This is a genomic window from Mycobacterium ahvazicum (assembly GCF_900176255.2).
In the GTDB taxonomy this organism is placed as follows: domain Bacteria; phylum Actinomycetota; class Actinomycetes; order Mycobacteriales; family Mycobacteriaceae; genus Mycobacterium; species Mycobacterium ahvazicum.
The window spans coordinates 978224-998610 of record NZ_FXEG02000003.1; the positions used below are offsets into that span (position 1 = coordinate 978224).

The window sequence follows — 20387 nt, forward strand, 5'->3', positions numbered from 1 at the left end:
TTCACTGTGCCGCGAGGGTGAACGTCCAGTCCAGCGTGACGAAGGGTTCGTCGACTTTCGTTCCGTCCGGCGCGACGCCCGGTTCGTGGCGCACGAAGTCGGCCTTCAGTGACTCCTGCGCCGAGAACACGGCGTCGCAATCGATGTAGGGGTCGTCTTTGAGAAAGAGCTGCGTGATCAGCGGCTGGTAACCGTCGGCGTGGAACCAGAAGTGCACATGTTGGGGCCGCATCACGGATCGATTGGCGGCGCGCAGGATTTCCCCGCACGGGCCGTCGGTGGGCACTGGGTAGTAGCGCGGCGTAATCGAGCGGTACCAGAATTTGCCGTCGTGATCCGTGGTCAGCAATGCGCGCATGGCGAACTCGCCGTGCAGCGGCTCGGTCATTTGCACGTCGTAGAACCCGGTGCCGTCGCTGTGCCAGGTGTCCACCTGGGCGCCGGCGATCGGCCTGCCCTGCTCGTCGACGACCCGGCCGGCCATGAACATCGGGGTTCCCGCAACACCATTGGCGATGTCGGCGCCATTGGGCGCGGTCGGGCGGTCTTGGACATAGAACGGACCCAGCAGCGCCGAGTCGGTGGCCGATCCGCCGGTCTGTTCGTTGATTTTGTCCAGCAGCATCGACAGACCGAGGATGTCGGAGAGCAGCACCACCTCCTGGCGGGTGGGGCTGGAGATCTTGCCGAGCCGTTCGATGAAGTCCATCGCGGTGAACCACTCGTCCCCGGTCAGCCGCACCTCGCGGGCGAAATCGTGCAGATGCTGGACCAGGCTTCGGAAGAGTTGGCGGAAGCGTTCATCGGTGGCGGTGTCGAACGTTTTCAACACTTCGTCGGTGATGGTGTGTTCGGTCAGGTCCGTTGCCATTGCGGTTGCCTCTCTTGGGGATTGATCACGACGCGGCCCGGGGTGTGGCTGGCGACCGCGTTGTAGGCTGCTGCGCTGTCGTCGAGGGAGTAGCGGGCGGTGATGGGCAGTGGGCGGAACTCGCCGGATTCGAAGTAGGGCAACATCTTTTCGAGTAGTTGCGCACAGTCGACGACGCTGAGCTTGCCGCTGTCGACGCCGAGGATGCGGGTTTCGTTGCGGTACAACGCTCTGAGATCGATGTCGACTGTTGGCGAGCCGACGACGCTGATGACCACCAGCCGGCCACGCCGGGCGAGCGAGGCCAGCGCGGCTGGTGTGGTCACGCCGCCGACCGCGTCGTAGACGATGTCGACGCCCTTGCCGTTGGTGAGTTGTTTGATCTCGGCGGCGGTGTCTTTGTCGAGGGTGACGAATTCGTCGATGGCTTGGGCGGCGGGGGTCTGCGGGTCGGGTTTGCGACGGCCCACGCCGATCACCCGGGCGCCGAGGGCGTGCGCGATCTGCGCGACGGCGCCGCCGACTCCCCCGGATACGCCAAAGATGGCGATCGTTTCATCGGCTTGCAGCTGGGCCGTCTCGACCGCGCCGGCCCACGCGGTGACGAAGTTGACGCCGACGGCGGCGGCCTCGTCGAAGCTGAGTTTTTCTGGCTTGCGCGCCAGCGCTTCGATGGGCACCTTCATCAGCTCGGCGTGTGAGCCGTCGCGGGTGAAGCCGACGTCACCGCCGGTGCCCCACACTTCGGCGCCTTCCCATTCGGACGGGCCGCCGACGACCACCCCGGCGAAGTCGCGTCCGGGCGTGCGCGGCAGCACCGTCCAGTCCATCAGGCCGGCAACGTTTTTCACATCGGACGGGTTGACCGATGCGGCTTCGACGCGGATCACCGCTTCCTGCTTTGTTGCTTTCGGGGCGGGCAGCTCGGTGACATGCAGGACGGTGGGGTCACCGAACGTGTCGAAGCGCAAGGCTCGCATGGGCTGTTCCTCCGTCACTCACGTTCGTCGGTATCGGCAATCTGGATGCCTTCCGACTTGAGGAGGTCGATGAGGTCTAGCGCTTCGTCGTCGTTGTCGCCGGCGGCACCGCTTTTGTCGTATAGGAAGCGCTCGCGGTAGGCCCAGTACGCGGCGTCGGCAATGTCGTTGACCGCTTTCCAGTTCAAGGCCGCGCCGATCCCGACTCCAACGACGGGTGCGAGTTGGAAGAGTTTTGACCTGGCCAGTTTCTCGGTGAACTTGACGGCGAACTTCTGAGCCACCTTGGCGAAGGTCTGTTCGTCGAGCTCATGCCACGCGGCGTTGCGGGCTAGGCTTTCCGTCAACAGCGTAAGCTGTTGGTAGGCAGCGGCTTTCGCCGATGTTGTTCCGGCTAGACCCAGCCCGATCACCTGCATCATGAAAATTTCTTCGGCGGGCTGGGACGGGTCATAGCCGTAATACAAAGCGTCTTGCGCCACCACGCTGCTGCACGCGGTCAAGAGCACTGCGGCGTCGACACCCATGGCCGTGACGACTGTCCCCAGTCCTGGCCCGGCCGCGACACCGGCGGTTCCCGCCGCACCGACGGTCGCGACTGCCTCACCAGTGCTGATGGCGAGACCGGCTGCCGCACCTTCGACCGCTGCCGAGATTGAGTAGGCGTGCCGCGTGAAAGCAAACGCCGCCACGTCGTCGATGGTGCTCAGGTCGAGCTTGCGGATGTCGTCGAGGTGGTGGACCGGATGGCCTTGGCGCGCATAGGCACCGATCACCAGGCTGGGCGACGTTGTCATTTGACCGGTTTTGGTCATCGCTTTGCCGGCGTTCGCGGCCGTGGTGCCGAGCAGCGCCGCCCCGGAGTCGGTCACCTTGTCCAGACCCGACACCTTCAGTGCCTTATTGACCAGCCCCGGGCCAATGCCACGCACGCTGTCGGGAATTGCGGGGATCAGGCGACGCGACGGACGAAGGGCGCGCTCTTTATGCGCGGTGACCTTCTTGAGCTGTTCTTGCTCGTAGGCAGATAGCGCCACCGCCTCATCACAGCACAAGTGGGGTCACTGCGCCGCGCGCGCTCTGCGCCGGGCCCCATCGTCGAAGTCGGCACCGAGCGCTGCGTAGGCGCCGCCGTACTTCTGGGTCAGTCGGGCGCGGTCGGACTCGGTCAGCGTTGCCATCCGGTCGGGGTCGGTGTTGTCCGCCAGATCCGCCAGCTTCACTTCCCGGGCGATCGGGTGGTCGTTGATTTGTTGGTAATACTCGGCGGATGGTTGGTCACTGCGTCGGGTGAGCAGCTCGATTGCATCGATGGCTGCCTGCGGGATTCTGCGATCGCTCAGTGCGATCGCGTCGATGTCGGTGTCCTCGATGACGTCGTGCAGCAATGCCGCGACGACGGCATTGGTGTTATCAGGGTCCACGTAGGAGGCGACCCGACGGACGTGCCCGATGTACGGCATGCCGGCCTTGTCGACCTGGCCCGCGTGCGCCTCGGCTGCGATTGCGTCTGCCATAGCAATGGGATCCAACGCGTCGATCCTTTGTTACGCGGCTGATTCGAAGCCGTCAGCAACTTCCTGCCTGTAACCATAATGCCCATCAGTGCGCAGGATCGGAAAGATTCAGACGTGGTTGTTCCAGCAACATCACAACAGGCACGAAGAGTCAGTAGGCCAGCACGGGCGGCAGGGCGAGCCGAGTGCTCCAGAGATGGATCCTCACACGCGAACCCCTGACCAAAGGATTCACTCACCGGTATCTAGAGGAACTGGCGGACACGATCTCGAAAGCCACGCGGCGCCTTGCCGGCGCGCACTGTCCTTGCCAAGCAGATTAGGCGGCAGTCCGCCTCGTAGGGGACACGAGGGCCGATGCACCTCGGATGCTGGGCGCCGTTCGCCGTCCCAACTAGCCTGAGACAGTGCTGGCCATCCCGACGCTCAAGTTCAGCTATGGCAACCTACTGCTTGCCCGCCTTCGCGACCTTGGTTCGGCCAGTATTGAAGACCTCCTCGGCGACGACCCCGGGCGGCTCTTTAAGTCCGAAGGACCGTTCGAGAACCCGCACCGACGGGCTCGTGATTGTCTTCGGTTCGCGCGAATGCTTGGTCTGGTGGTCGAGGACGAGCGTAAGTTCAAGCTGACCGCGTCCGGTATCACGTACGCCGAAAACGTTGATCCCGGCAACCCGTGGATTGTGAATGAGTCCCAGGCTGCCGTCCTTCGTGACCGGCTATGTAGCAGTGCTGAGCTGGCGGACGACGCCCGCATCGCTCTTGAGATTGGTCGTGACTTGACCGCCGGCTGGTCCAACGACGGTCTTGGGCGCGCGCTAGCAGAGCATTCGAATTCCGACCAGTGGCAATCGGACCGAACCTTCGAGTCGCAAGGCGCTCGCTACCGAGAACTCCTCATAGAGAGTGGGCTCATCGAAAGGAGCGGTGAACTAACCCTGCACGGGGTCAGCTTTCTCGGACTACAGGCATCGGTCTGGTGGGTGAACCAAGGTGCCACGTACGCGAAGGAGCGCGATGGAGGGTTTCTATGGGCGCCGATGCTGAACAGGGCGGGGCGCCCGCAATATCACTGGGACACAATGGATGAGGTTCGCGAAGGCGACGTTGTTCTGCATTACAGCAATGGCTCATTGCGGGCCGCGAGCCATGTAACCAGAGCTGCGAGACCGGCGCCAAACCCGCTCGACGACCAAGCATGGGAGGCCGCGGGCCGACTAGTTATGTCGCAGTATCAGGAGCTGAATGAGCCAGTCGCGCTCGCAGCTATCGACGAGGGTGCCCGAATTAGGCAGGGTTCACCGTTCACGGTGACTGGATCCGTCCAGCAGGTGTATCTCGTTCGCCTTCAAGGAGAACTCGTGAACGAACTGGCCCAGCGGTTCCCCGAGCTCGCGCAGCACCTGCCTGCCGTCCCGGCTGCTGCGCGTTCAACGCCGACTCCGGCGGACGCGCCCAAGACACCCGAACTATTTCATGACTTCGCCGAAGCGGTGGAAGCTTCTGGACTCCGCTTCCCAGCAAGCTCGAACCTCGTTCGATCGTTCTTCTGCAGTTTGCTCGCCAAACCCTTCGCGATCCTGACGGGACTTGCTGGCTCGGGCAAGACTCAGCTCGCGATGAGACTCGGTGAATGGTTCGGCACAGATGAACACGGACGTCATCGCCACGTCGTCGTGCCTGTGCGACCTGACTGGACAGGCCCGGAATCCATTTTTGGTTACGAGGACGCGCTGCGTTCGTCGGCGTCTGGCGCCCCAGTGTGGTTTGTTCCGGAAGCATTCGACTTTGTTCTCCGCGCGGCGAACGACCCCGACCACCCGTACCTGCTGATTCTCGACGAAATGAACTTGGCCCATGTCGAGCGGTACTTCTCAGACTTTCTCTCCGGGGTCGAATCGCGGCGACCGGTCTTACCGGATTTGGTCTTCGACCAACCATCTCGTCAATGGGTTCTGCGCGACGCAGAACAGAGGCAGCCGTTGCCGCGGAACCTATTCGTAGTCGGCACAGTCAATGTGGACGAGACGACCTACATGTTCTCGCCAAAGGTTCTCGACAGGGCCTCCACCTTTGAATTTCGGGTGACCTCCAATGAACTCGACGCCGAACTGCACCGGCCCATTGCTGCGCCGGCGGGAGAGGACCAGCGATTGCGCGCCTTCACGTCGCTGGCGGAAAGCGACGATTGGCAGCAAGAACATCCTCATCCGGCTCGCGGCGAGATCGTCTCGACCCTTCGAGAGGCGCACGTGATCTTGGCTGGCGCAAACCAAGAGTTCGGACATCGCACGCTATACGAGATCCTGCGGTTCTGCGCGTTCTTCGCGGCGACGGGAGATATCGACGTCGATACTGCGCTAGACCTCGCGATGATGCAGAAAGTTCTGCCGAAGGTACACGGCTCGCGACGGCGCGTCGAACCAGTTCTGACAAAGCTCGATACGCTGGCGGTAGGCGCCGGTCCTGCCCCGCGGCTTCCTATCACGCACCACAAGATCCTCCGCATGATCGAGACCGTTCGCGCGAATCAGTTCGTCAGCTTCGCTGAGTAACCATGCCCAGAGGCCCAGTGCAGTTGGTGCTTCAAACTGAAGATGGTCACGTCGTCGGTGAACTGCTGGTCGCAGACCTGCCAGGTCGGCAGGCTATGACGTTCTCGGTGCGCGGCGATGTCGCATTGCGTGAAGCGGCGATATACCGTTACGAAATTCAAATGTTCTCCGGCGCAACGGAAGTAAAACTTGAGCCACGGGAGCTGTTCGATCCCGACGATGTGAGTTGGAAGCAAGGGCGGTTACGTCCCGGTCAATCCGTTGGGCGTCTACGGATCCAAGTAGTTGACCCCGCAACGGAGCTAACAGGGACAACCGATGTCGACGTCCTGGCCGTCAAGCTGGATCACGAGACCGAATATCGCCAGATGCTGACTGACATATCCTCTTTCGCCGCCGAGGCAGTATTGCAGGGATTTGCGCCAAGTTTGTTGGATCTTGCACCAAGCGAGTTGCCTGCCGAACTTCTGTACGTCCGCTTCGCGATGATCGCGGCCTACCTGCAGAATCCAGCGTTCGAAGCCGCGATTTCGCGTGTCACCTCGCAACCGCACCGCACATGGATATCTGAGCAAGAGATCCGTCCAATTGGATCATCTTTTCCAGCTGGAGCTGCATTTCGTCGCGCAGTATGCGTACCCGGTCGACGGGTACCGTGGACGGGCGGCTCGGCCGCACTAGCATCGCTACCTGCTGCCCTAACCCGTGATCGCGCCGAAGCGAGTGTCGACAACTCAGCCAACCAATTCGTCAAGTTCGCTTTGGAGCGTTGGCGAGCGGTCGCGCTCGAGTTACTCGATCTGCTATCTGATGCCTCGCAGAAGGTGGCATCAGGGCCGCTGCGTCGCGGTCAGCAGATCGCTGCTGACGTCGGCGACCGACTCGACGAGTACCTTGCGCACCCGCTATTCCGGGAGGTTAGCCCTCTACAGAGAATGCCTACTACGGACCAGGTATTACTCAAGCGGGCCGGTTACCGCGAAGTCTTCCGAACGTTCGCGATGACTGAGGCGGGGCCTACCATTCGCTTCGACTGCGGAGACATGACCGATGTCTTCGCAGCTTCGCAACGCAACATCGCAACGCTGTACGAGTTTTGGTGCTTTCTCGCGGTAGTGAATTCACTCGGACGAGTGTGTGGGCAAGACCAGACGGCGCGTGCATTCACCGTCGCCGGCGATGGCACCTCCATGATCATGCGGTCGGGCGGCGCGTCGCGGTTATCGTGGTCAATCATTCGCGGAGGCCGTCCACTTTCTGTCGAGGTCTTCTTTAATCGGACGTTCGCCGGACGAGATGATCGACGGGGCTCGTGGAGCCAAGCGATGCGTCCTGACTGCTCGGTCCGCATTCGACCAGAAGGCAGCACGCCTTCGCGCGTCCCCACGCGAGAGCTCGAGATCTGGCTCCACTTCGATGCGAAATACCGTGTCGACAACCTCCTCGAGCAGCTGACATCCACTCCCAATTCGGATGAGTTGCTTGGCGAAGCGACGACCTCTGGTGTTGCTAAGCGAGACGACCTGCTCAAGATGCACGCATACCGAGACGCAATTTCGCGAACGGCAGGAGCATACGTGCTGTATCCGGGATCGGACATCAAGGACATCCGACGACATCCGGGTTTCAAAGAAGTCTTGCCTGGCCTCGGCGCCTTCCCGCTCAGACCGACTAGTGAGGGTTTGTCATCGTCATCCGGGACCCTCGACTACTTCTTGGGCGATGTGCTCACACACGTCGCCAGCCAAGTCACGCGCGACGAGCGGCATCGCTTCTGGACCGCGACTGTGCATCGGCCAGGTGAGCCAATCCTCACGTCGTCACTGACAACGGACTTTCTGGACGAACCTCCTGCGGATACGGATGTGCTGCTCGGTTTCGTTCGAAATGATGAACACCTTCGATGGATAGAACGGTTGCGGCAGTACAACGTTCGCGCGGGAGATCGGGCTGGCGCCGTCGAAATCGGCGGACGAGAGCTCGGTGCCAAGCTTCTTATCTTGTACGAGACCCGGAACGGTTCCCTCCATGTTGCCCGCGCCGCAAAGGTAGCGCGTTGGCGGCCAGCGACTGCAGGCGACTTGTTGGCAACTGGGTACCCCAGCCCTCGCGGTGATATCTACTTCGTGGCTGACCTCGATTTCGTCGAACATCTGCCCTCGTGGGTCGACTCGATCGACCTCAAGCTTCTAACAACGAAGGTCCGCGGCGGGGCACCTGTTGTCGTGACCTGGTGGGACGTGGTCCGAGCAGCGTCGATCGTCGAACCGTAACGACCAGACGATGCCCCGTCGCCATGTCGCCAGAGGGGTTCTTATCTGGTGTTCTAGTGCTCGTGGTCGTGCCGCCCCACGTCGATTGCGACGAACCAGTTAGCGCGCGAGTGTCAGGGACTTGCCACTCGCCAGACGCCCTAGGGCCGCGGCGGGAGCGCCGCCAGCCAGCCATCCGTGACCAGCTCGATGATCTGCCCGTCCGGGTCCCGGATGATGCCCATCATGTCCGACACCGCCTCCTCGACCACCGATCCCCCGAACTCCGGAATCTTCGCCAGGACTGCACCCAGATCCGAGACTGACAGCGAAATGTGTGTCAGCCCAACCTCATCCATGACGCGCGTCGGCCCGGCATGCACTTCGCGCTTCGAATAATCGATGAGCTCAAGCACAAAGCCGTTCTTCACCAGATATGTTGCCTTCACTCCAAGCGGCTCGGGAAGCTGTACCACTTGCGCCGTCATGTTGTCCGGCGGTTCGAGCTCCCACCAGTACTGGAAACCGAGCACTTCCTCGTAGAACCGTCGCGACCGCGCGGTATCCCGAACACACAGACCGACATGGTTGAAAACCGTTCGCTGTTCCGTCATCGCTCCTACTTCAGTTGCGGACCCAGAAGCTTAATAATGCAAAGATAGCCAGAATGCAGTCAACGCCCACCCCGCCCGACGTCAGCCCCGACGCCGTGGTCGACTTCGACCATCACTCGGATGAGTTCAACGCGGACCAAGAAGCGGTTAACGCCGAGCTGAGACAACGCTGCCCCGTCGCTTGGAATACCAACTACGACGGCTTTTGGTATCTCAGCAGCTACGCCGCGGTCAGCCAGTCGGCGCGCGACGGCGACACCTTCGCCCACAAATACGAATCCGACGCCCCCGACGGCGTCGACTACCAGGGCGAGATGGGCATCCCGCGCCCCGACAACCAGCCGGCCCTGGGCATCGGCGAAATAGACGGCCCCTACCACCTCGCGCTCAGGCACGCGCTGGCGCCGTTCCTCTCCCCCGGCGCCGTCGACAGACTCCGACCCTTCATGGAAGACACGGCACACCACTTCCTCGACCAGCAGGCCACCAAAGGACAGATGGACCTGGTGCTCGACTACGCCAGCCCCGTCCCGGCGATTCTCACGATGAAGCTGATGGGCCTGCCCTATGACAACTGGGCGCTGTACGCCACCCTGTTCCACAACGTCATGGCCGTCCCGCAGGACAGCGCCGAGTACGCCGACGCCATCGCCAAAGTCCCCGCCATGATGCACGAGGTGCTCGAGTACGCTGCCACCCGACGCGCCAAACCGACCGACGACCTGACCAGCTTCCTCATCCAATTCGAATTCGACGGCAAGCGCCTCGACGACGAGCAGCTGCTCAACATCCTGTGGAATCTCATCGCCGGCGGCGTCGACACCACCACCTCCCAAACCGCGCTCACGCTAAGGCATTTGGGCACTCACCCCGACCTGCGCCAGCAGCTCATCGACAGACCCGAGCTGTACCGCACCGCCACTGACGAATTCCTGCGCTATTTCTCGGTCAACCGGACGCTCAGCCGCACCGTCTCCAAAGACGTTGAGCTACAAGGCCAATGCCTACGCAAGAACGACCGCGTCATCATCAGCTGGCTGTCGGCCAACCACGACGAACGCGAATTCGCAAAGCCCGACGAAGTCGTTCTCGATCGCTCCCCCAACCGTCACGTCGCGTTCGGCCTCGGGCCGCACCGCTGCATCGGCTCGCATCTGGCCCGCGTCATGTCCGAGGTCATGGTCCGCGCGGTGCTCGCCCGCATCCCCGACTACCAGGTCGACGAAGACGGCGCCCAGCAATCCCGGGGCACCCCCGCCATGACCGGGCTGGGCACCCTGCCGATCACCTTCACCCCGGGACAAAGCCGGCAAACCCGGCGCCCATGGTGAACTGACTAAACCCGTTGCCTCACAACGGGATCAGCACGGCCTCCATGGGACCGGGCCCCAGCGCATGACGTCCCGGCGGTAGCCGCACCGCCTGACCGGGACCCAAAGCCTGCCCGTTGTGCTCGACGGTGGCCGTACCCGCCACCACAACCAGCACTCCCCCGCCGGCGAGCGTGACCTCCAGCGGCCCTCCCTCAGCCGGGCCGGTCAGCCGATAGGCCGGCCACGGGTGCCCCGGGTTTTCCACCCGAATCCCGGGCCCGCCGGGCAGGACGTCCGATACCGGCCGGTCACGGTGCAGTTCGACGCCCAGCATGCGGATCGGCGCGGCGTTGCCGGGGTTACCGACGACGCGGTGGATCAGGGGGTGCGTGCGGTGCGGCTGAGCGATGAGCGTGCCGGTGGGCATGGATATCCAGCCGCCGCGCACTTTACGGGCGAACAGCCACCCCAGCTGGCGCAGCAGCGGCGTGGACCGCCCCGGGCGGGTGCCCGGCTTCTGACGTCCCGGCTCCTCGGAGCGGAACCGACCACCCGCGGTGACGACGTAGAGGGTGTCGAAAGTGTGGCGGTGAAACATGGTGGCGGCCCCGGGCGCGATGGTGGCCTCGTAAATCCGCACGTCCGCGTCGCCGAACTGCTCGACGTGATGCGGCTCGATGGTGACATCTACCCAATCGACCCCGAAGTCAGTGCCTTTGTCGACGATAGTCATTGTCTGTCAACCCTTTCCGAACCCAACGACCCGACCTGCGTGAGCCAGGCGACGGTGTCGGCAAGTTGGTCTTTCAGCGGCGTGTGGTTCAGCCCGAGTTCCTCGCGGGCCACCCGGTCGTCTACCCGCAAATCCCCCACCGCACGCCGATACTTGGCGACAGTCAATTCCGGCTCGCGGCCGCTGAGCGCGGAGGTGGCCGTCGATGCCGCACACAGCAAGGCGACGACCAGTCGCGGGGTCACCCGCGTTGTCGGCGGTTTGCCCAGCAGCTCTTCGATGGTGTTGACGACGTCTTTGAAGGATGCGCGGACCCCGCCGAGGACGATGCGCCGCGCGGTGCCGCCGGCGGTCACCGCGGCCAGTTGTGCGTCCACCACATCGCGGACCCACGCCCAGGTCGCCGACCCGGGTGGCACCAGCCGCAGGCTGCCGCTGGCAATCGGAAGAATCAGTTGCCTCGACCAGTTGGATGAGTCGTGGGCACCAAGGATGTTGACGGGATTGAGGATCAGCGCATCGAGGCCGCGGCGTGTGCACGCATCCAGAATCAGTTCTTCGGCCACCCGCTTGCTTTTGCCGTAGTTGTCCCCGCGCTGCAAGACATTCGACGGGGTGCGCTCGTCGATCACCACACCGGGCTGATACCCGAACGAGGAGATCGACGACGTGTAGATCAGCCGCCGCGCGCCCCGAGCGAGCGCCGCGTCGACGAGCACCGCGGTGCCTCCGACGTTGTCGTGAAACTGCGCCCGCCTGTTCCGGGACCACGTCGTGGTGTTGGCGGCCAGATGGAAGACCGCGTCGGTGTCGGGCGACAGTGTGTCGGTGACGGTGGACGCATCGGTGACGTCACCGAATCGCACGTCCACTTCGGGCGGCAGCACCTCGACCCGGTCGGTTGGCCGGCACAGCGCCGTGACATGCCAACCGTCCGCGATGAGCCGTTCGGTCAGATGACGGCCGACGAAACCGGCCGCTCCGGTGACATAGGCGGTGCGGGGCATGACGTCCTTGCTGGTATCGCTGATGGCCGCGGGTTCACCAGGAATCCGACCATCTTCCGAACCGCCGCACCAGGGGCGGAAGTCCCCACCCCGCGCGGCCTGCTTGACCGGCGGTCAACCGAGGTCCACTGTCGATACATGAACGAGCCCGTCACGACGCTGGCCGACCTCAAGAACGACTTGGCGGGCCGGCACAAATGGACAGCGAGCGGCGGCGCCGCCGTCGACCCGGCGGTCGTCGACGCCGACATGGCGGCCCTCGATCGCGACGGCTACGTCATCTGGGAGAACCTGCTCAGCGCCGACGAGTGCCAGCAGACCCGCGACACCGTCACCCCCTGGCTCGGCCACACCGGACGCAACGCCTTCGAAGGCCGAAAACCCCAGCGCATCTACAGCGTGCTGAGCAGGACCCGCCAGTGCGACCGAATTGTCGAACATCCGCGCGTGCTGGCGGTACTCGATCGGCTGTTGATGCCCAACTACCTGCTTTCGGCGTTGCAGGCCATCAACATTCAGCCCGGCGAGACCGCGCAGCTGCCCCACCACGACGACGGGTTCTACCCGATCCCCCGACCGCGAGACCCGTTGGCCGCCGCGACAATCTGGGCGATCGACGACTTCACCGCCGACAACGGCGCCACCGTCGTCTTCCCCGGCAGCCACCGCTGGCCCAACCGCCCACCCGGTCCCGACGACAAGTCGATTCCCATCGTCATGCCGGCCGGCTCCTGCGTCTTCTTCGTCGGAACGCTCTGGCACGGTGGCGGCGCCAACACCACCGACCAGTCACGGCTTGCCGTCACCGCCCAGTACTGCCAACCATGGCTGCGGACCATGGAGGCCTTCGCACTGTCGGTGCCGCAGGACGTCGCGCGACGACTCTCTGCCGACATCCAACGCATGATCGGCTACAGCATCCACCCGCCGTTTGTCGGCGCGGTCGACGGCCTGCACCCCATCAGGTTGTTGGAGCAGCCGTAAGCCCTCAGTACGCCAGCGTCGGAGTTCGGCGGATCCACTCAGGTGTCTCCAATTGGTCGAGGCTGAAAGCCGCGAGGTCGGCCCGGGATAGCGTCCACCCTCCCGGCGGATTGCGTCCGTCTTCGATGCGGTAGTCACCGCGCGCGCGAGCGTCGGTCAAACGCGCCGCGCGGACCAGGGTCCACTTCAACTCGCTTTCTCGCACGATGGCCTCCATATCCTGCATGTCCGCGTACACCTCGCGCAGGAACAAGGGACGAATCACTGCGCGGTAGACAAGAGGAAGCGCCGGGTCGTGAAAATTGACCCCGCGCGAGGAGATGCAGATAAATCGCGAGATCTGTTGCTGCTGTAGAGAATTGACGATGTTGCGGGTGCCCGCCGAAAACAACCCATCGGGATGGCGCCCCGCACTGGCGATGGCCGAGATGACGGCCTCTGACTCGTGGACGGCAGCGTCGACCGACCCCGGGTCGCGCACGTCGGCGGTGGCGGTGCGCAGTCGGCCGGTACCCGACCACTTCGCCGCGATGTCGCCGAGGACCGCTGGGTTGCGGGCGACAGCGATGACGTGATGTCCACGCGTCAGCGCCTGATCGACGATGTGGGTCCCGGTTCGGCCGGTGGCGCCGAATACCACCACGGTGCTCAACGTCGAACCCTGATTCGCTCCAGGGTTCGATCGACCTGGTACACAGCGAGATCCGATGTCGAGTAGTGGTTGGCCACATCGATGTGTTCGCGGAACCGGTCGTCCTGGAACGCCGCGGTGAAGTGATCGGTCGACACCCACTGCACGAATTCGGTGAGGAGCTGACTGTCTTCGGCCATCAGGAAGCCGGCGGAGACGAAGCCGGGGAGGTACTGAATGTGGTCACGGGTTTCGCTCTGGTTGTATTCGTTGATCCAGCCTTGCTTGCCCGGTACGGGGTCGATGGTGATGATGCCGGTGACCAGTTGACTGCCCGGGTGCGGCACCTCGATGACTGCGCGGCCCAGGCCGTCGCCGCTCACCACGGCATCGACTCGGTACAGCTGAGTGCTCACGATGGCGAGATCCCCCTTGTCACGATGCGCCGCGGCCGGGTGACCCGCGGTTGCCGAGTCGGCGAGCAGAGCCCGGCCGTCTGCTCCGTTGTCCCATTGCAGATATTGCACGACACGCTCGATGCCGGGCGTGTGCGACTGCCCTGCCGCGGCCACCCTGGTCAACCAGGCCCCACCGGCGAAATTGGCTGTGTCCGAGGCGAATTCCTCTGCAGTAGCACACAATGACGCTAACACCGAAGCGTGCGCATGGGACACCACGTCGAACGTTGTCAGCACACCCAGGGTCATCGGCGTGGCGGTCTCGATGATCATCGGAGGTCGCCGTGGGCCGCGTCGGCGGAGACCCGCGACTGCTCCGGAGGTTCAGGGGCCATGCCCACTCCTTCACTATGTCAGGTTCCTTACATATGCGACGGTAGCATAGATGTAAGGTTCCTAACATGACGGAGGCAGAGCAGGGTCCGGGATACCTGGTCAAACGAGTACAACAGTCCCTGCGACGCCATTGCGATTCGGCGCTGAAGCCGACGGGTTTGTCGATGGCTCAGTACTCGGTACTGCGAGCACTCGCCGCCCACCCCGAGGCATCGGCAGCGGAATTGGCTCGCCTCTGCTTCGTTACGCGACAATCCCTGCAGGATGTGCTGAATACCCTGCGGGCCGACGGACACGTCGAGCCGTCCAGCGCGCCGGTGCGCGGTCGGGCACGCTCACTGCAACTGACCACACGGGGTGCACGACTGCTCGCCGGCGGGGACGCGGCGGGGCGCCACGTCGAATCGATGATGTTGCAGGGAATGTCGGCCCCAACGCGCAACCGACTCGCCGAACTCTTGATGCGATGCGCCGAGAACCTCGAAACCGCAGACGTCTTAGCCGTTGAATAACGCGCCCGAGTGACCCGGCCCCGGTCACGGGAGCGCAGGCGGCGACACCTGGCCCGGCTGAGGCCAATTGCTGAACGCCTCGGCATAACTGTGGCTCATCACCTCAATCACGGTGCCCCAGGGATCAGTGGTGTATGCCAGCATCCAGGGCCGGCCGGGCACGAAGTGATACGGCTCCGCCAGCAATGTGCCGCCCTGATCGACGATGCGGTCGACCATGCCCGCAACGTCCGGGTGGGTGATGCATAAGTGCCACAGGCCGCGGTCCAGCCAGCGCACCGAATCCTCCGGCGACCGCGGCCCGCGCGTAGGCGGGTCGACGAACTGGAAGAGTTCGATACCAACCGAATTGGCGCTCAGCAGATGCGCCTGCCGGGCTCGGCGAAACCCACTGCCGAACAAGCCGGCGGCCTCTGGGTGCCCGTCGGAATCAAGCTCTCGCGGGCCCATGATGCAGCGGAATCCGAAGACCGCGCCGTACCAGTCGATCGCCGCATCGATATCGGGGACCGTCACCCCCACGTGGTTGATGGCAAGACCGGCCATCGGTTCGACTGACATCAGTAATTCCTTTCGAGTCCGTCCTCACCAGGGCAGGTCGCCGGCATCCCAACGTTTTTGAACGTCGGGGTACAGCGCAGTGAGGTCGTGGGGCAGCGACGCCTTGACGCGGCGGGTCCCGTCGTCGGTCAGCACCTCCTCGTCACCGTGCTGAATCGCGGCCAGCGTCTGGGAAGCGACGTCGCCGGGTGAAAGCTTGGCTGCTGCAACGGTGTCCGCCATGTCGGTGTCGATCCACCCCGCGTGCACGCCGACGACGAGGGTTCCCTGCGCGCGCAGTTCGACCCGAATCGCGTTGGTCAGGGCCCACTCGGCCGATTTCGACGCCCCGTAAGAACCGTTGAACGGAGACGCGAACCAGCTGGCGATCGACAGCACGTTGACCAGCGCGCCGCCGCCTTGACGGGCAAGCACCGGTGCGAATGCGCGGCACATCGCCAGTGTGCCAAAGTAATTGGTTTCCATCTCACTGCGTGCCGCGCTCAGGTCGGGCGACGCCAACAGGGGACTTCGCAACATCGCTCCGGCGTTGTTGATCAGCACGGTGACGTCTGAGCACCCCGATGCCGCGTCTCGGATGTCATCGGACTTGGTAATGTCGAGACTAACCGGGACGACCCGGGCATCGTCAAAGTCGACCGCGTCAGGATTTTGGGCCGCCGCGTATACGCGGGCCGCGCCCCCGTCGAGCAGCTCCTGCACGAATGCCTTTCCGAGACCGCGGTTCGCCCCGGTCACCAAAACGCGCTTGCCCGCAATGGCAACGCCGCCAGGCGAATTGACTGTTGTCTCGTTCATGACCTTTCTCCCTTCGGGTTACGAGCCGGTGGGCGCGTTTCTAGGAGCGCTCAGCATCGGCAAGCCCAGCACCGTGGGCCGCCATCGCGTACAGCGCGACGTAGTCAGACTCGCCGTATCCGTGGCCGATGGCGGTCTGGAGCAGTTGGTGGGTGCTCGCGGCAATCGGCATCGGAACTTCCAGCTTCCGTGCCGCGGCCAGGCCAAGGTCGAAGTCTTTGCGCATGCCCGCAGTGGTGAAAGTGGGTTCGTAGTCGCGGTCGCGAATTGCTTTTCCCTTGGCCGACAACAACTTCGAGCCCAGCACCGACCCGTCGATGAAATCAAGAAACACCGAGGGTGCCACGCCCCCCTTCTCCGCCAGAGTCGTCGCCTCGGCCAGCGCTTCGGTGAAGATACCCACCAACAAGTTATGGGCCAGCTTGACCAGTAGCGCCTCCTCGCCCGTGCCGGCGTAGGTCACGCCGGCTGCGATCGCTTCCAGATAGGGCCGCACCGCATCGAACACCTCCGCCGGGCCCGAAGCGACAATGGACCCGGATCCACCGGCAATCGCTTCGGGGTTGCCGCTGACGGGCGCCGACAGAAACTCGACGTTGTGGCGTGCGGCCTCGGTTCTGACCTCGGCGGCGGCCTCGGCGGACACCGTTGAACAATTCACAATGATGCGCGGCGCGCGCTGCTGGCTTAACAATCCATCGGGGCCGACCGTGACGGCCAGAAGATCTGGCGAAGACATCACAGTGAGGAAGACGATGTCGCACCGGCCCAACGCACCGAGAGTTTCGGCGCGCGAGGCACCCAAGTTCACCAGCGGTGCGGTTTTCGATGCGGTCCGATTCCAGACGGTCACCGCCACACCATTGGAGATCATGCGGGCCGCCAGCGCACTCCCCAATCGGCCGGTACCCAGCCAACCGATCCGAATGTCAGGATCCATGCTTGTCTCAGCTCCTCGTTCGTTGCCTGTCCGTTTTACAGTACACAAGCGTGCAGGATAACGCACATCACGGCGGAGGCGACGACCCGAAGAAGCATGACTCTGCATAGCTTTAGCTGCGTGTTCGCACGGACTATGGCTGCTTTTGTGTACGCTGACCGGGAAGCAGCTGTACAACATAGCGGACGGTCTGAACAACTGTGACAGAAGATGGATCAACGGCTCCCACGGTCGGGGGGACGGCGACGGGCCTGGGCCCGCGGCTTCGACAGCTCCGGAACGCGCGGGGGATCTCGGTGCGGGAACTAGCGCGCCGGGCCGGCTGCTCGGCGAGTCTGGTCTCGCAGGTGGAACGCGGAGTCACCACACCGTCCGCTAGCGTCGTCTACGCACTGGCCAATGAGCTCGGCGTCTCGCTGGACTCCCTGTTCGGCACCGGCGAATTCCCGAAAACCGCGCCCGCGTCCTCAGCGCCAGGCGATACTTTCGCGGCACCACCCACCGCGTCGCACCACTGGGGTCGCGCCAGCGGCGCCAACGGGACGGGAATCGTGCAACGCGCTGGCGATCGCAGCGTCATCGAACTCTCGACGGGGGTCCGCTGGGAGCGACTCACTCCGACGCACGATGACCGGGTCGACTTCCTCGAGGTGGTCTACGCCCCTGGTGGCCAGTCCTGCGACGGTGGCCAGGCCGTAAGGCACGACGGCCGTGAGTATCTGTACGTGCTGCAAGGAGAGCTCGAGGCCGTCATCGGCTTCGACACACTGCGACTAGGTGAGGGCGACTCCCTGGCCTTCGACCCCGCGACGCCACACCAATACCGCAATCGCACAACGAGAATCGCGCGCGCTTTATCCGTCGTCGTGCACAACCCCACTAGGTGAGGAGTCCGCGTCTGCGCGGGTACTACCCGCCACACGTCTGCTGTTCGAAGGAAACAATTGCCGCGCAGATCTGCTGGGGGCTGTCCTCCTGAATGAAGTGCTTGGCGCCGCCCAGAATGACCGTGCGGTGGTGCGCGAACGCGGCTTCGAATCGCTGACGCTCGCTGGCCCGGAATCCGGTGTCAGCATCGCCCCATACGATCAGTGCCGGCTTGTCGGCCAGTGCAGGCAAGCCGGCTTGGACGTCGGCGAGAAAGGCTCGGCTGGCGAGGATTTCGTGAGGGAACAGTGCGGTGGGCACTCGGGATCTCGGTGTCGGGAACGGCCCCCGGTAGGCGGCCTTCTCGGCGGCGGTCAAGCTGCGGCTGATGCCAAACGGCATCAGCAGCCTCACGAAAAGATTGAAGCGCTTGATCAGCCACCGGCTGACCGGATTACCCGCGATACGCGAGAACATGGCGATGTGTGTGACATCTTGGGCCGGCCATGCCCAGGTGTTACCGATGATCAACGAGTGGATCAGGTCGGGACGGCGGCCGGCGAAGCCGAGCCCGATCGGGCCACCCCAGTCCTGCACCATCAACCGTATGTCGGTCAGCCCCAACGCTTCGACGAAGGCTTCGACGATCGCGGAGTGCTCGACAGGTTTGTAACCGTAGCCTTCACGGGCAGTGCTGAGCCCGAATCCGGGATAGTCGAGGGCAATGCATCGGAAAGATCCGGACAGCTCCGCGATCATGTGCCGATACAAGAATGACCAGGTGGGGTTTCCGTGTAGGAGCAGCAGCACCGGTCCGGCGCCTTCGTCGACGTAGTGCACGGTATTGCCATCGATATCGAGATAGTGGTTCACATAGGGGAACAACGTTGTGTCTAGCCACGGCGGAACTTCCGGTGCATCGGTCATGAAACTGCTTCTCTCGTTTGATGTTTGACGCTCAGCGTTCAGTTCTGCTCTTGGGTGACAAAACGATTCATGATCGAGAAGGTGCCGTTGGGCATCAGCCGTGACATCGGATAGAGAAATTTCACCTGCCCGATTCTCAACTCGGTGCGCCCTGTTGTCAGCCCCCGGACAACCGCTTTGCCAACCGCTGCCGGGGCGATTTTCGGGCCGCCGTAGCCACGGGTCAGTTCGGTGTCAACGGTCGGCGGCAGCACTTCCATGACCTGTAGCCGACCCTTCCTGGTCTGCTGGCGCAGCGCCTGGGTGAACGCGTGCATGCCTGCCTTGGCCGCCGAGTAGCCGGGATTGGCCGCCAATGGCGCATAGATCAGGCCCGTGGTCACATTGACGATCGCGCCCTCGGATCGATCGAGCAGCAGTGGCAGCAAGGCGATCGACAGGTGCATCGGCGCCAACAGGTCAACGGCCACCTCATCGTCCATCACGGTCTGGGCCGTCGAGTCCCGAAGGTCGATCCGGGTCATGGTGCCCGCATTGTTGATCAAAATATCCAGTGGGCGGCCCCCGCTGAGCTGATCGACAAGCCTTGTCCGCTCGGCACTATCGCGAAGATCGGCGGTCACGGTTCGGATATGGGGGTCGATGTCCTGGACCGCCTGAAGCCGGGCTCCGTTGCGGCCGACGATCAGCACGTCGGCCCCCGCGGTTCGCAACGCTTTCGTAATCGCCAAACCGATGCCGGCACTCCCGCCCGTGACCACGGCGAGCTTTCCTTCAACCTTCACCTGATGAACTCCTCGTTCGACGCCCGTGATCCACTCGATTCGCTAAACAATACGCTACGGTAGCGTAGCGTTACAACGGAGGTCAAGATCGCGATAATGAGTCCGTGGAGAAACCGACCGTTACCGGCATCGACAAGCGGGTCGAGCGCTCCGTCGAGGCAGTGCTCACGGAGACGTACCGTCTGCTGACCGAGGGCGGCATCGGCGGAGTCAGCGTGGAAGAGATATCCCGTCGTTCAGGCGTTGCGAAAACGACGATCTACCGACACTGGCCATCGCGCAGCGCCCTGCTGCTGGACGCGTGCTCCAAACTCGGCGCGTCTCGGCCGATTCCAGACAGCGGCAGCTTCGAGGCCGACATGGCCACACTGGTCCGCGACCTCGCCGCGGACTTGCGGGGCGCCCAATGGGCGTCGATTCTGCCGTCGATCGTCGATGCGGCCGAACGCGATCCGGAGCTGGCCCGCGTGCAGGCCGCCCTTCACGAAGCACTGATGTCGCCGTTCGTCGCCGTGACCGATCGCGCGCAACGACGCGGCGAAATCTCCTCGGACCGGCCGCCCAAGGAGGTGGTCGCCAGCCTGGTGGGCCCGCTCTTCTATCGACGCTGGTTCTCCAAAGAACCGGTGGATGACGAGTTCGTGACACGTCTGATCAACGCGGTGGCTGGGGGCCAGTGAGAGCAGGCATGGCGTGGCGTGCACGCCTCAGGCCCAAAGTGCTTACGAAACAGGCCTTCTCGGCCC

At 63.6% G+C, this 20387-nt stretch carries 21 protein-coding genes; 7 read left to right on the plus strand and 14 right to left on the minus strand.

Annotation, left to right across the window (positions count from 1 at the left end):
• Position 1: 1 nt before the first annotated feature.
• Genes MAAFP003_RS17315 through MAAFP003_RS17330 form a run of 4 tightly spaced genes read right to left on the minus strand, consistent with a single transcriptional unit; the run spans position 2 to position 3368 of the window.
• On the minus strand, positions 2-871 hold the full coding sequence (locus MAAFP003_RS17315) for a dioxygenase family protein (RefSeq protein ID WP_096288830.1): 870 nt from the start codon (positions 869-871) through the stop codon (positions 2-4).
• Entirely contained in the window at positions 856-1851 is a 996-nt protein-coding gene (locus MAAFP003_RS17320; protein WP_096291231.1) for a quinone oxidoreductase family protein, read from the minus strand. The genes MAAFP003_RS17315 and MAAFP003_RS17320 overlap by 16 nt, the downstream gene beginning before the upstream one ends.
• Before the next feature lie 14 nt (positions 1852-1865).
• Complete coding sequence (locus MAAFP003_RS17325) at positions 1866-2888, minus strand: EcsC family protein (RefSeq protein WP_096288832.1); 1023 nt, start codon at positions 2886-2888, stop codon at positions 1866-1868.
• Between the two features lie 24 nt (positions 2889-2912).
• Entirely contained in the window at positions 2913-3368 is a 456-nt protein-coding gene (locus MAAFP003_RS17330) for an HD domain-containing protein (RefSeq protein WP_243394093.1), read from the minus strand.
• 407 nt (positions 3369-3775) lie between these two features.
• Between MAAFP003_RS17330 and MAAFP003_RS17335 the strand changes: the two genes are divergently transcribed.
• Together MAAFP003_RS17335 and MAAFP003_RS17340 are read left to right on the plus strand one after the other, a co-directional pair.
• Entirely contained in the window at positions 3776-5923 is a 2148-nt protein-coding gene (locus tag MAAFP003_RS17335) for an McrB family protein (RefSeq protein WP_096288836.1), read from the plus strand.
• Positions 5924-5940: 17 nt separating this feature from the next.
• Complete coding sequence (locus tag MAAFP003_RS17340; RefSeq protein ID WP_165796424.1) at positions 5941-8196, plus strand: DUF2357 domain-containing protein; 2256 nt, start codon at positions 5941-5943, stop codon at positions 8194-8196.
• A gap of 140 nt (positions 8197-8336) precedes the next feature.
• Here the strand turns inward: MAAFP003_RS17340 and MAAFP003_RS17345 are convergent, their stop codons facing one another.
• On the minus strand, positions 8337-8789 hold the full coding sequence (locus tag MAAFP003_RS17345; RefSeq protein ID WP_096288840.1) for a VOC family protein: 453 nt from the start codon (positions 8787-8789) through the stop codon (positions 8337-8339).
• A 53-nt stretch (positions 8790-8842) separates the two neighbouring features.
• Between MAAFP003_RS17345 and MAAFP003_RS17350 the strand changes: the two genes are divergently transcribed.
• Positions 8843-10120: a cytochrome P450 gene (locus MAAFP003_RS17350; protein ID WP_096288842.1), complete on the plus strand. Its 1278-nt coding sequence runs from the start codon at positions 8843-8845 to the stop codon at positions 10118-10120.
• 19 nt (positions 10121-10139) lie between these two features.
• On the opposite strand, the gene MAAFP003_RS17355 is transcribed toward MAAFP003_RS17350, so the two are convergent.
• Complete coding sequence (locus MAAFP003_RS17355) at positions 10140-10835, minus strand: cupin domain-containing protein (protein ID WP_096288844.1); 696 nt, start codon at positions 10833-10835, stop codon at positions 10140-10142.
• The gene (locus MAAFP003_RS17360; protein WP_096288846.1) at positions 10832-11842 is read right to left on the minus strand and encodes an NAD-dependent epimerase/dehydratase family protein; all 1011 of its coding nucleotides are present in this window, start codon (positions 11840-11842) and stop codon (positions 10832-10834) included. Before MAAFP003_RS17360 ends, MAAFP003_RS17355 begins: the two co-directional genes overlap by 4 nt.
• Positions 11843-11980: 138 nt before the next feature.
• Here MAAFP003_RS17360 and MAAFP003_RS17365 point away from each other — a divergent pair, with 138 nt between their 5' ends.
• Positions 11981-12826, plus strand: a complete 846-nt coding sequence (locus MAAFP003_RS17365) for a phytanoyl-CoA dioxygenase family protein (protein ID WP_096288848.1) — start codon at positions 11981-11983, stop codon at positions 12824-12826.
• Between the two features lie 4 nt (positions 12827-12830).
• Here the strand turns inward: MAAFP003_RS17365 and MAAFP003_RS17370 are convergent, their stop codons facing one another.
• Both MAAFP003_RS17370 and MAAFP003_RS17375 read right to left on the minus strand, forming a co-directional pair.
• On the minus strand, positions 12831-13469 hold the full coding sequence (locus tag MAAFP003_RS17370; protein WP_243394147.1) for an NAD(P)-dependent oxidoreductase: 639 nt from the start codon (positions 13467-13469) through the stop codon (positions 12831-12833).
• Between the two features lie 5 nt (positions 13470-13474).
• Positions 13475-14188 (minus strand): hypothetical protein, encoded by a 714-nt coding sequence (locus tag MAAFP003_RS17375; RefSeq protein ID WP_096288852.1) that lies wholly within the window; start codon positions 14186-14188, stop codon positions 13475-13477.
• A gap of 128 nt (positions 14189-14316) precedes the next feature.
• Between MAAFP003_RS17375 and MAAFP003_RS17380 the strand changes: the two genes are divergently transcribed.
• Positions 14317-14763, plus strand: coding sequence for a MarR family winged helix-turn-helix transcriptional regulator (locus MAAFP003_RS17380; RefSeq protein ID WP_096288854.1), 447 nt, complete (start codon positions 14317-14319; stop codon positions 14761-14763).
• Positions 14764-14787: 24 nt separating this feature from the next.
• Here the strand turns inward: MAAFP003_RS17380 and MAAFP003_RS17385 are convergent, their stop codons facing one another.
• Genes MAAFP003_RS17385 through MAAFP003_RS17395 form a run of 3 tightly spaced genes read right to left on the minus strand, consistent with a single transcriptional unit; the run spans position 14788 to position 17170 of the window.
• Entirely contained in the window at positions 14788-15324 is a 537-nt protein-coding gene (locus MAAFP003_RS17385) for a VOC family protein (protein ID WP_096288855.1), read from the minus strand.
• Between the two features lie 24 nt (positions 15325-15348).
• Positions 15349-16122 carry an SDR family oxidoreductase gene (locus MAAFP003_RS17390; RefSeq protein ID WP_096288857.1) on the minus strand — a complete coding sequence of 258 codons (774 nt, stop codon included), beginning with the start codon at positions 16120-16122 and terminating at the stop codon, positions 15349-15351.
• Positions 16123-16162: 40 nt separating this feature from the next.
• Positions 16163-17170: an NAD(P)-dependent oxidoreductase gene (locus MAAFP003_RS17395; RefSeq protein WP_243394095.1), complete on the minus strand. Its 1008-nt coding sequence runs from the start codon at positions 17168-17170 to the stop codon at positions 16163-16165.
• Positions 17171-17262: 92 nt separating this feature from the next.
• Between MAAFP003_RS17395 and MAAFP003_RS17400 the strand changes: the two genes are divergently transcribed.
• Complete coding sequence (locus MAAFP003_RS17400; protein ID WP_096288861.1) at positions 17263-17949, plus strand: helix-turn-helix domain-containing protein; 687 nt, start codon at positions 17263-17265, stop codon at positions 17947-17949.
• A 22-nt stretch (positions 17950-17971) separates the two neighbouring features.
• On the opposite strand, the gene MAAFP003_RS17405 is transcribed toward MAAFP003_RS17400, so the two are convergent.
• Positions 17972-18856, minus strand: a complete 885-nt coding sequence (locus tag MAAFP003_RS17405) for an alpha/beta fold hydrolase (RefSeq protein WP_096288863.1) — start codon at positions 18854-18856, stop codon at positions 17972-17974.
• A gap of 38 nt (positions 18857-18894) precedes the next feature.
• Positions 18895-19641, minus strand: coding sequence for an SDR family NAD(P)-dependent oxidoreductase (locus MAAFP003_RS17410; RefSeq protein WP_165796426.1), 747 nt, complete (start codon positions 19639-19641; stop codon positions 18895-18897).
• A gap of 104 nt (positions 19642-19745) precedes the next feature.
• On the opposite strand from MAAFP003_RS17410, the gene MAAFP003_RS17415 reads away from it, so the two are divergent.
• Entirely contained in the window at positions 19746-20321 is a 576-nt protein-coding gene (locus MAAFP003_RS17415; RefSeq protein WP_207768550.1) for a TetR/AcrR family transcriptional regulator, read from the plus strand.
• The last annotated feature ends 66 nt before the right edge of the window (positions 20322-20387 follow it).

Excerpts from the sequence above, each read along its gene's own strand:
- MAAFP003_RS17315 (WP_096288830.1), bottom strand. The coding sequence starts at position 871 with ATGGCAACGGACCTGACCGAACACACCATCACCGACGAAGTGTTGAAA.
- MAAFP003_RS17320 (WP_096291231.1), bottom strand. The coding sequence starts at position 1,851 with ATGCGAGCCTTGCGCTTCGACACGTTCGGTGACCCCACCGTCCTGCAT.
- MAAFP003_RS17330 (WP_243394093.1), bottom strand. The coding sequence starts at position 3,368 with ATGGCAGACGCAATCGCAGCCGAGGCGCACGCGGGCCAGGTCGACAAG.
- MAAFP003_RS17345 (WP_096288840.1), bottom strand. The coding sequence starts at position 8,789 with ATGACGGAACAGCGAACGGTTTTCAACCATGTCGGTCTGTGTGTTCGG.
- MAAFP003_RS17350 (WP_096288842.1), top strand. The coding sequence starts at position 8,843 with ATGCAGTCAACGCCCACCCCGCCCGACGTCAGCCCCGACGCCGTGGTC.
- MAAFP003_RS17355 (WP_096288844.1), bottom strand. The coding sequence starts at position 10,835 with ATGACTATCGTCGACAAAGGCACTGACTTCGGGGTCGATTGGGTAGAT.
- MAAFP003_RS17360 (WP_096288846.1), bottom strand. The coding sequence starts at position 11,842 with ATGCCCCGCACCGCCTATGTCACCGGAGCGGCCGGTTTCGTCGGCCGT.
- MAAFP003_RS17365 (WP_096288848.1), top strand. The coding sequence starts at position 11,981 with ATGAACGAGCCCGTCACGACGCTGGCCGACCTCAAGAACGACTTGGCG.
- MAAFP003_RS17375 (WP_096288852.1), bottom strand. The coding sequence starts at position 14,188 with ATGATCATCGAGACCGCCACGCCGATGACCCTGGGTGTGCTGACAACG.
- MAAFP003_RS17380 (WP_096288854.1), top strand. The coding sequence starts at position 14,317 with ATGACGGAGGCAGAGCAGGGTCCGGGATACCTGGTCAAACGAGTACAA.
- MAAFP003_RS17385 (WP_096288855.1), bottom strand. The coding sequence starts at position 15,324 with ATGTCAGTCGAACCGATGGCCGGTCTTGCCATCAACCACGTGGGGGTG.
- MAAFP003_RS17390 (WP_096288857.1), bottom strand. The coding sequence starts at position 16,122 with ATGAACGAGACAACAGTCAATTCGCCTGGCGGCGTTGCCATTGCGGGC.
- MAAFP003_RS17395 (WP_243394095.1), bottom strand. The coding sequence starts at position 17,170 with ATGCAGAGTCATGCTTCTTCGGGTCGTCGCCTCCGCCGTGATGTGCGT.
- MAAFP003_RS17405 (WP_096288863.1), bottom strand. The coding sequence starts at position 18,856 with ATGACCGATGCACCGGAAGTTCCGCCGTGGCTAGACACAACGTTGTTC.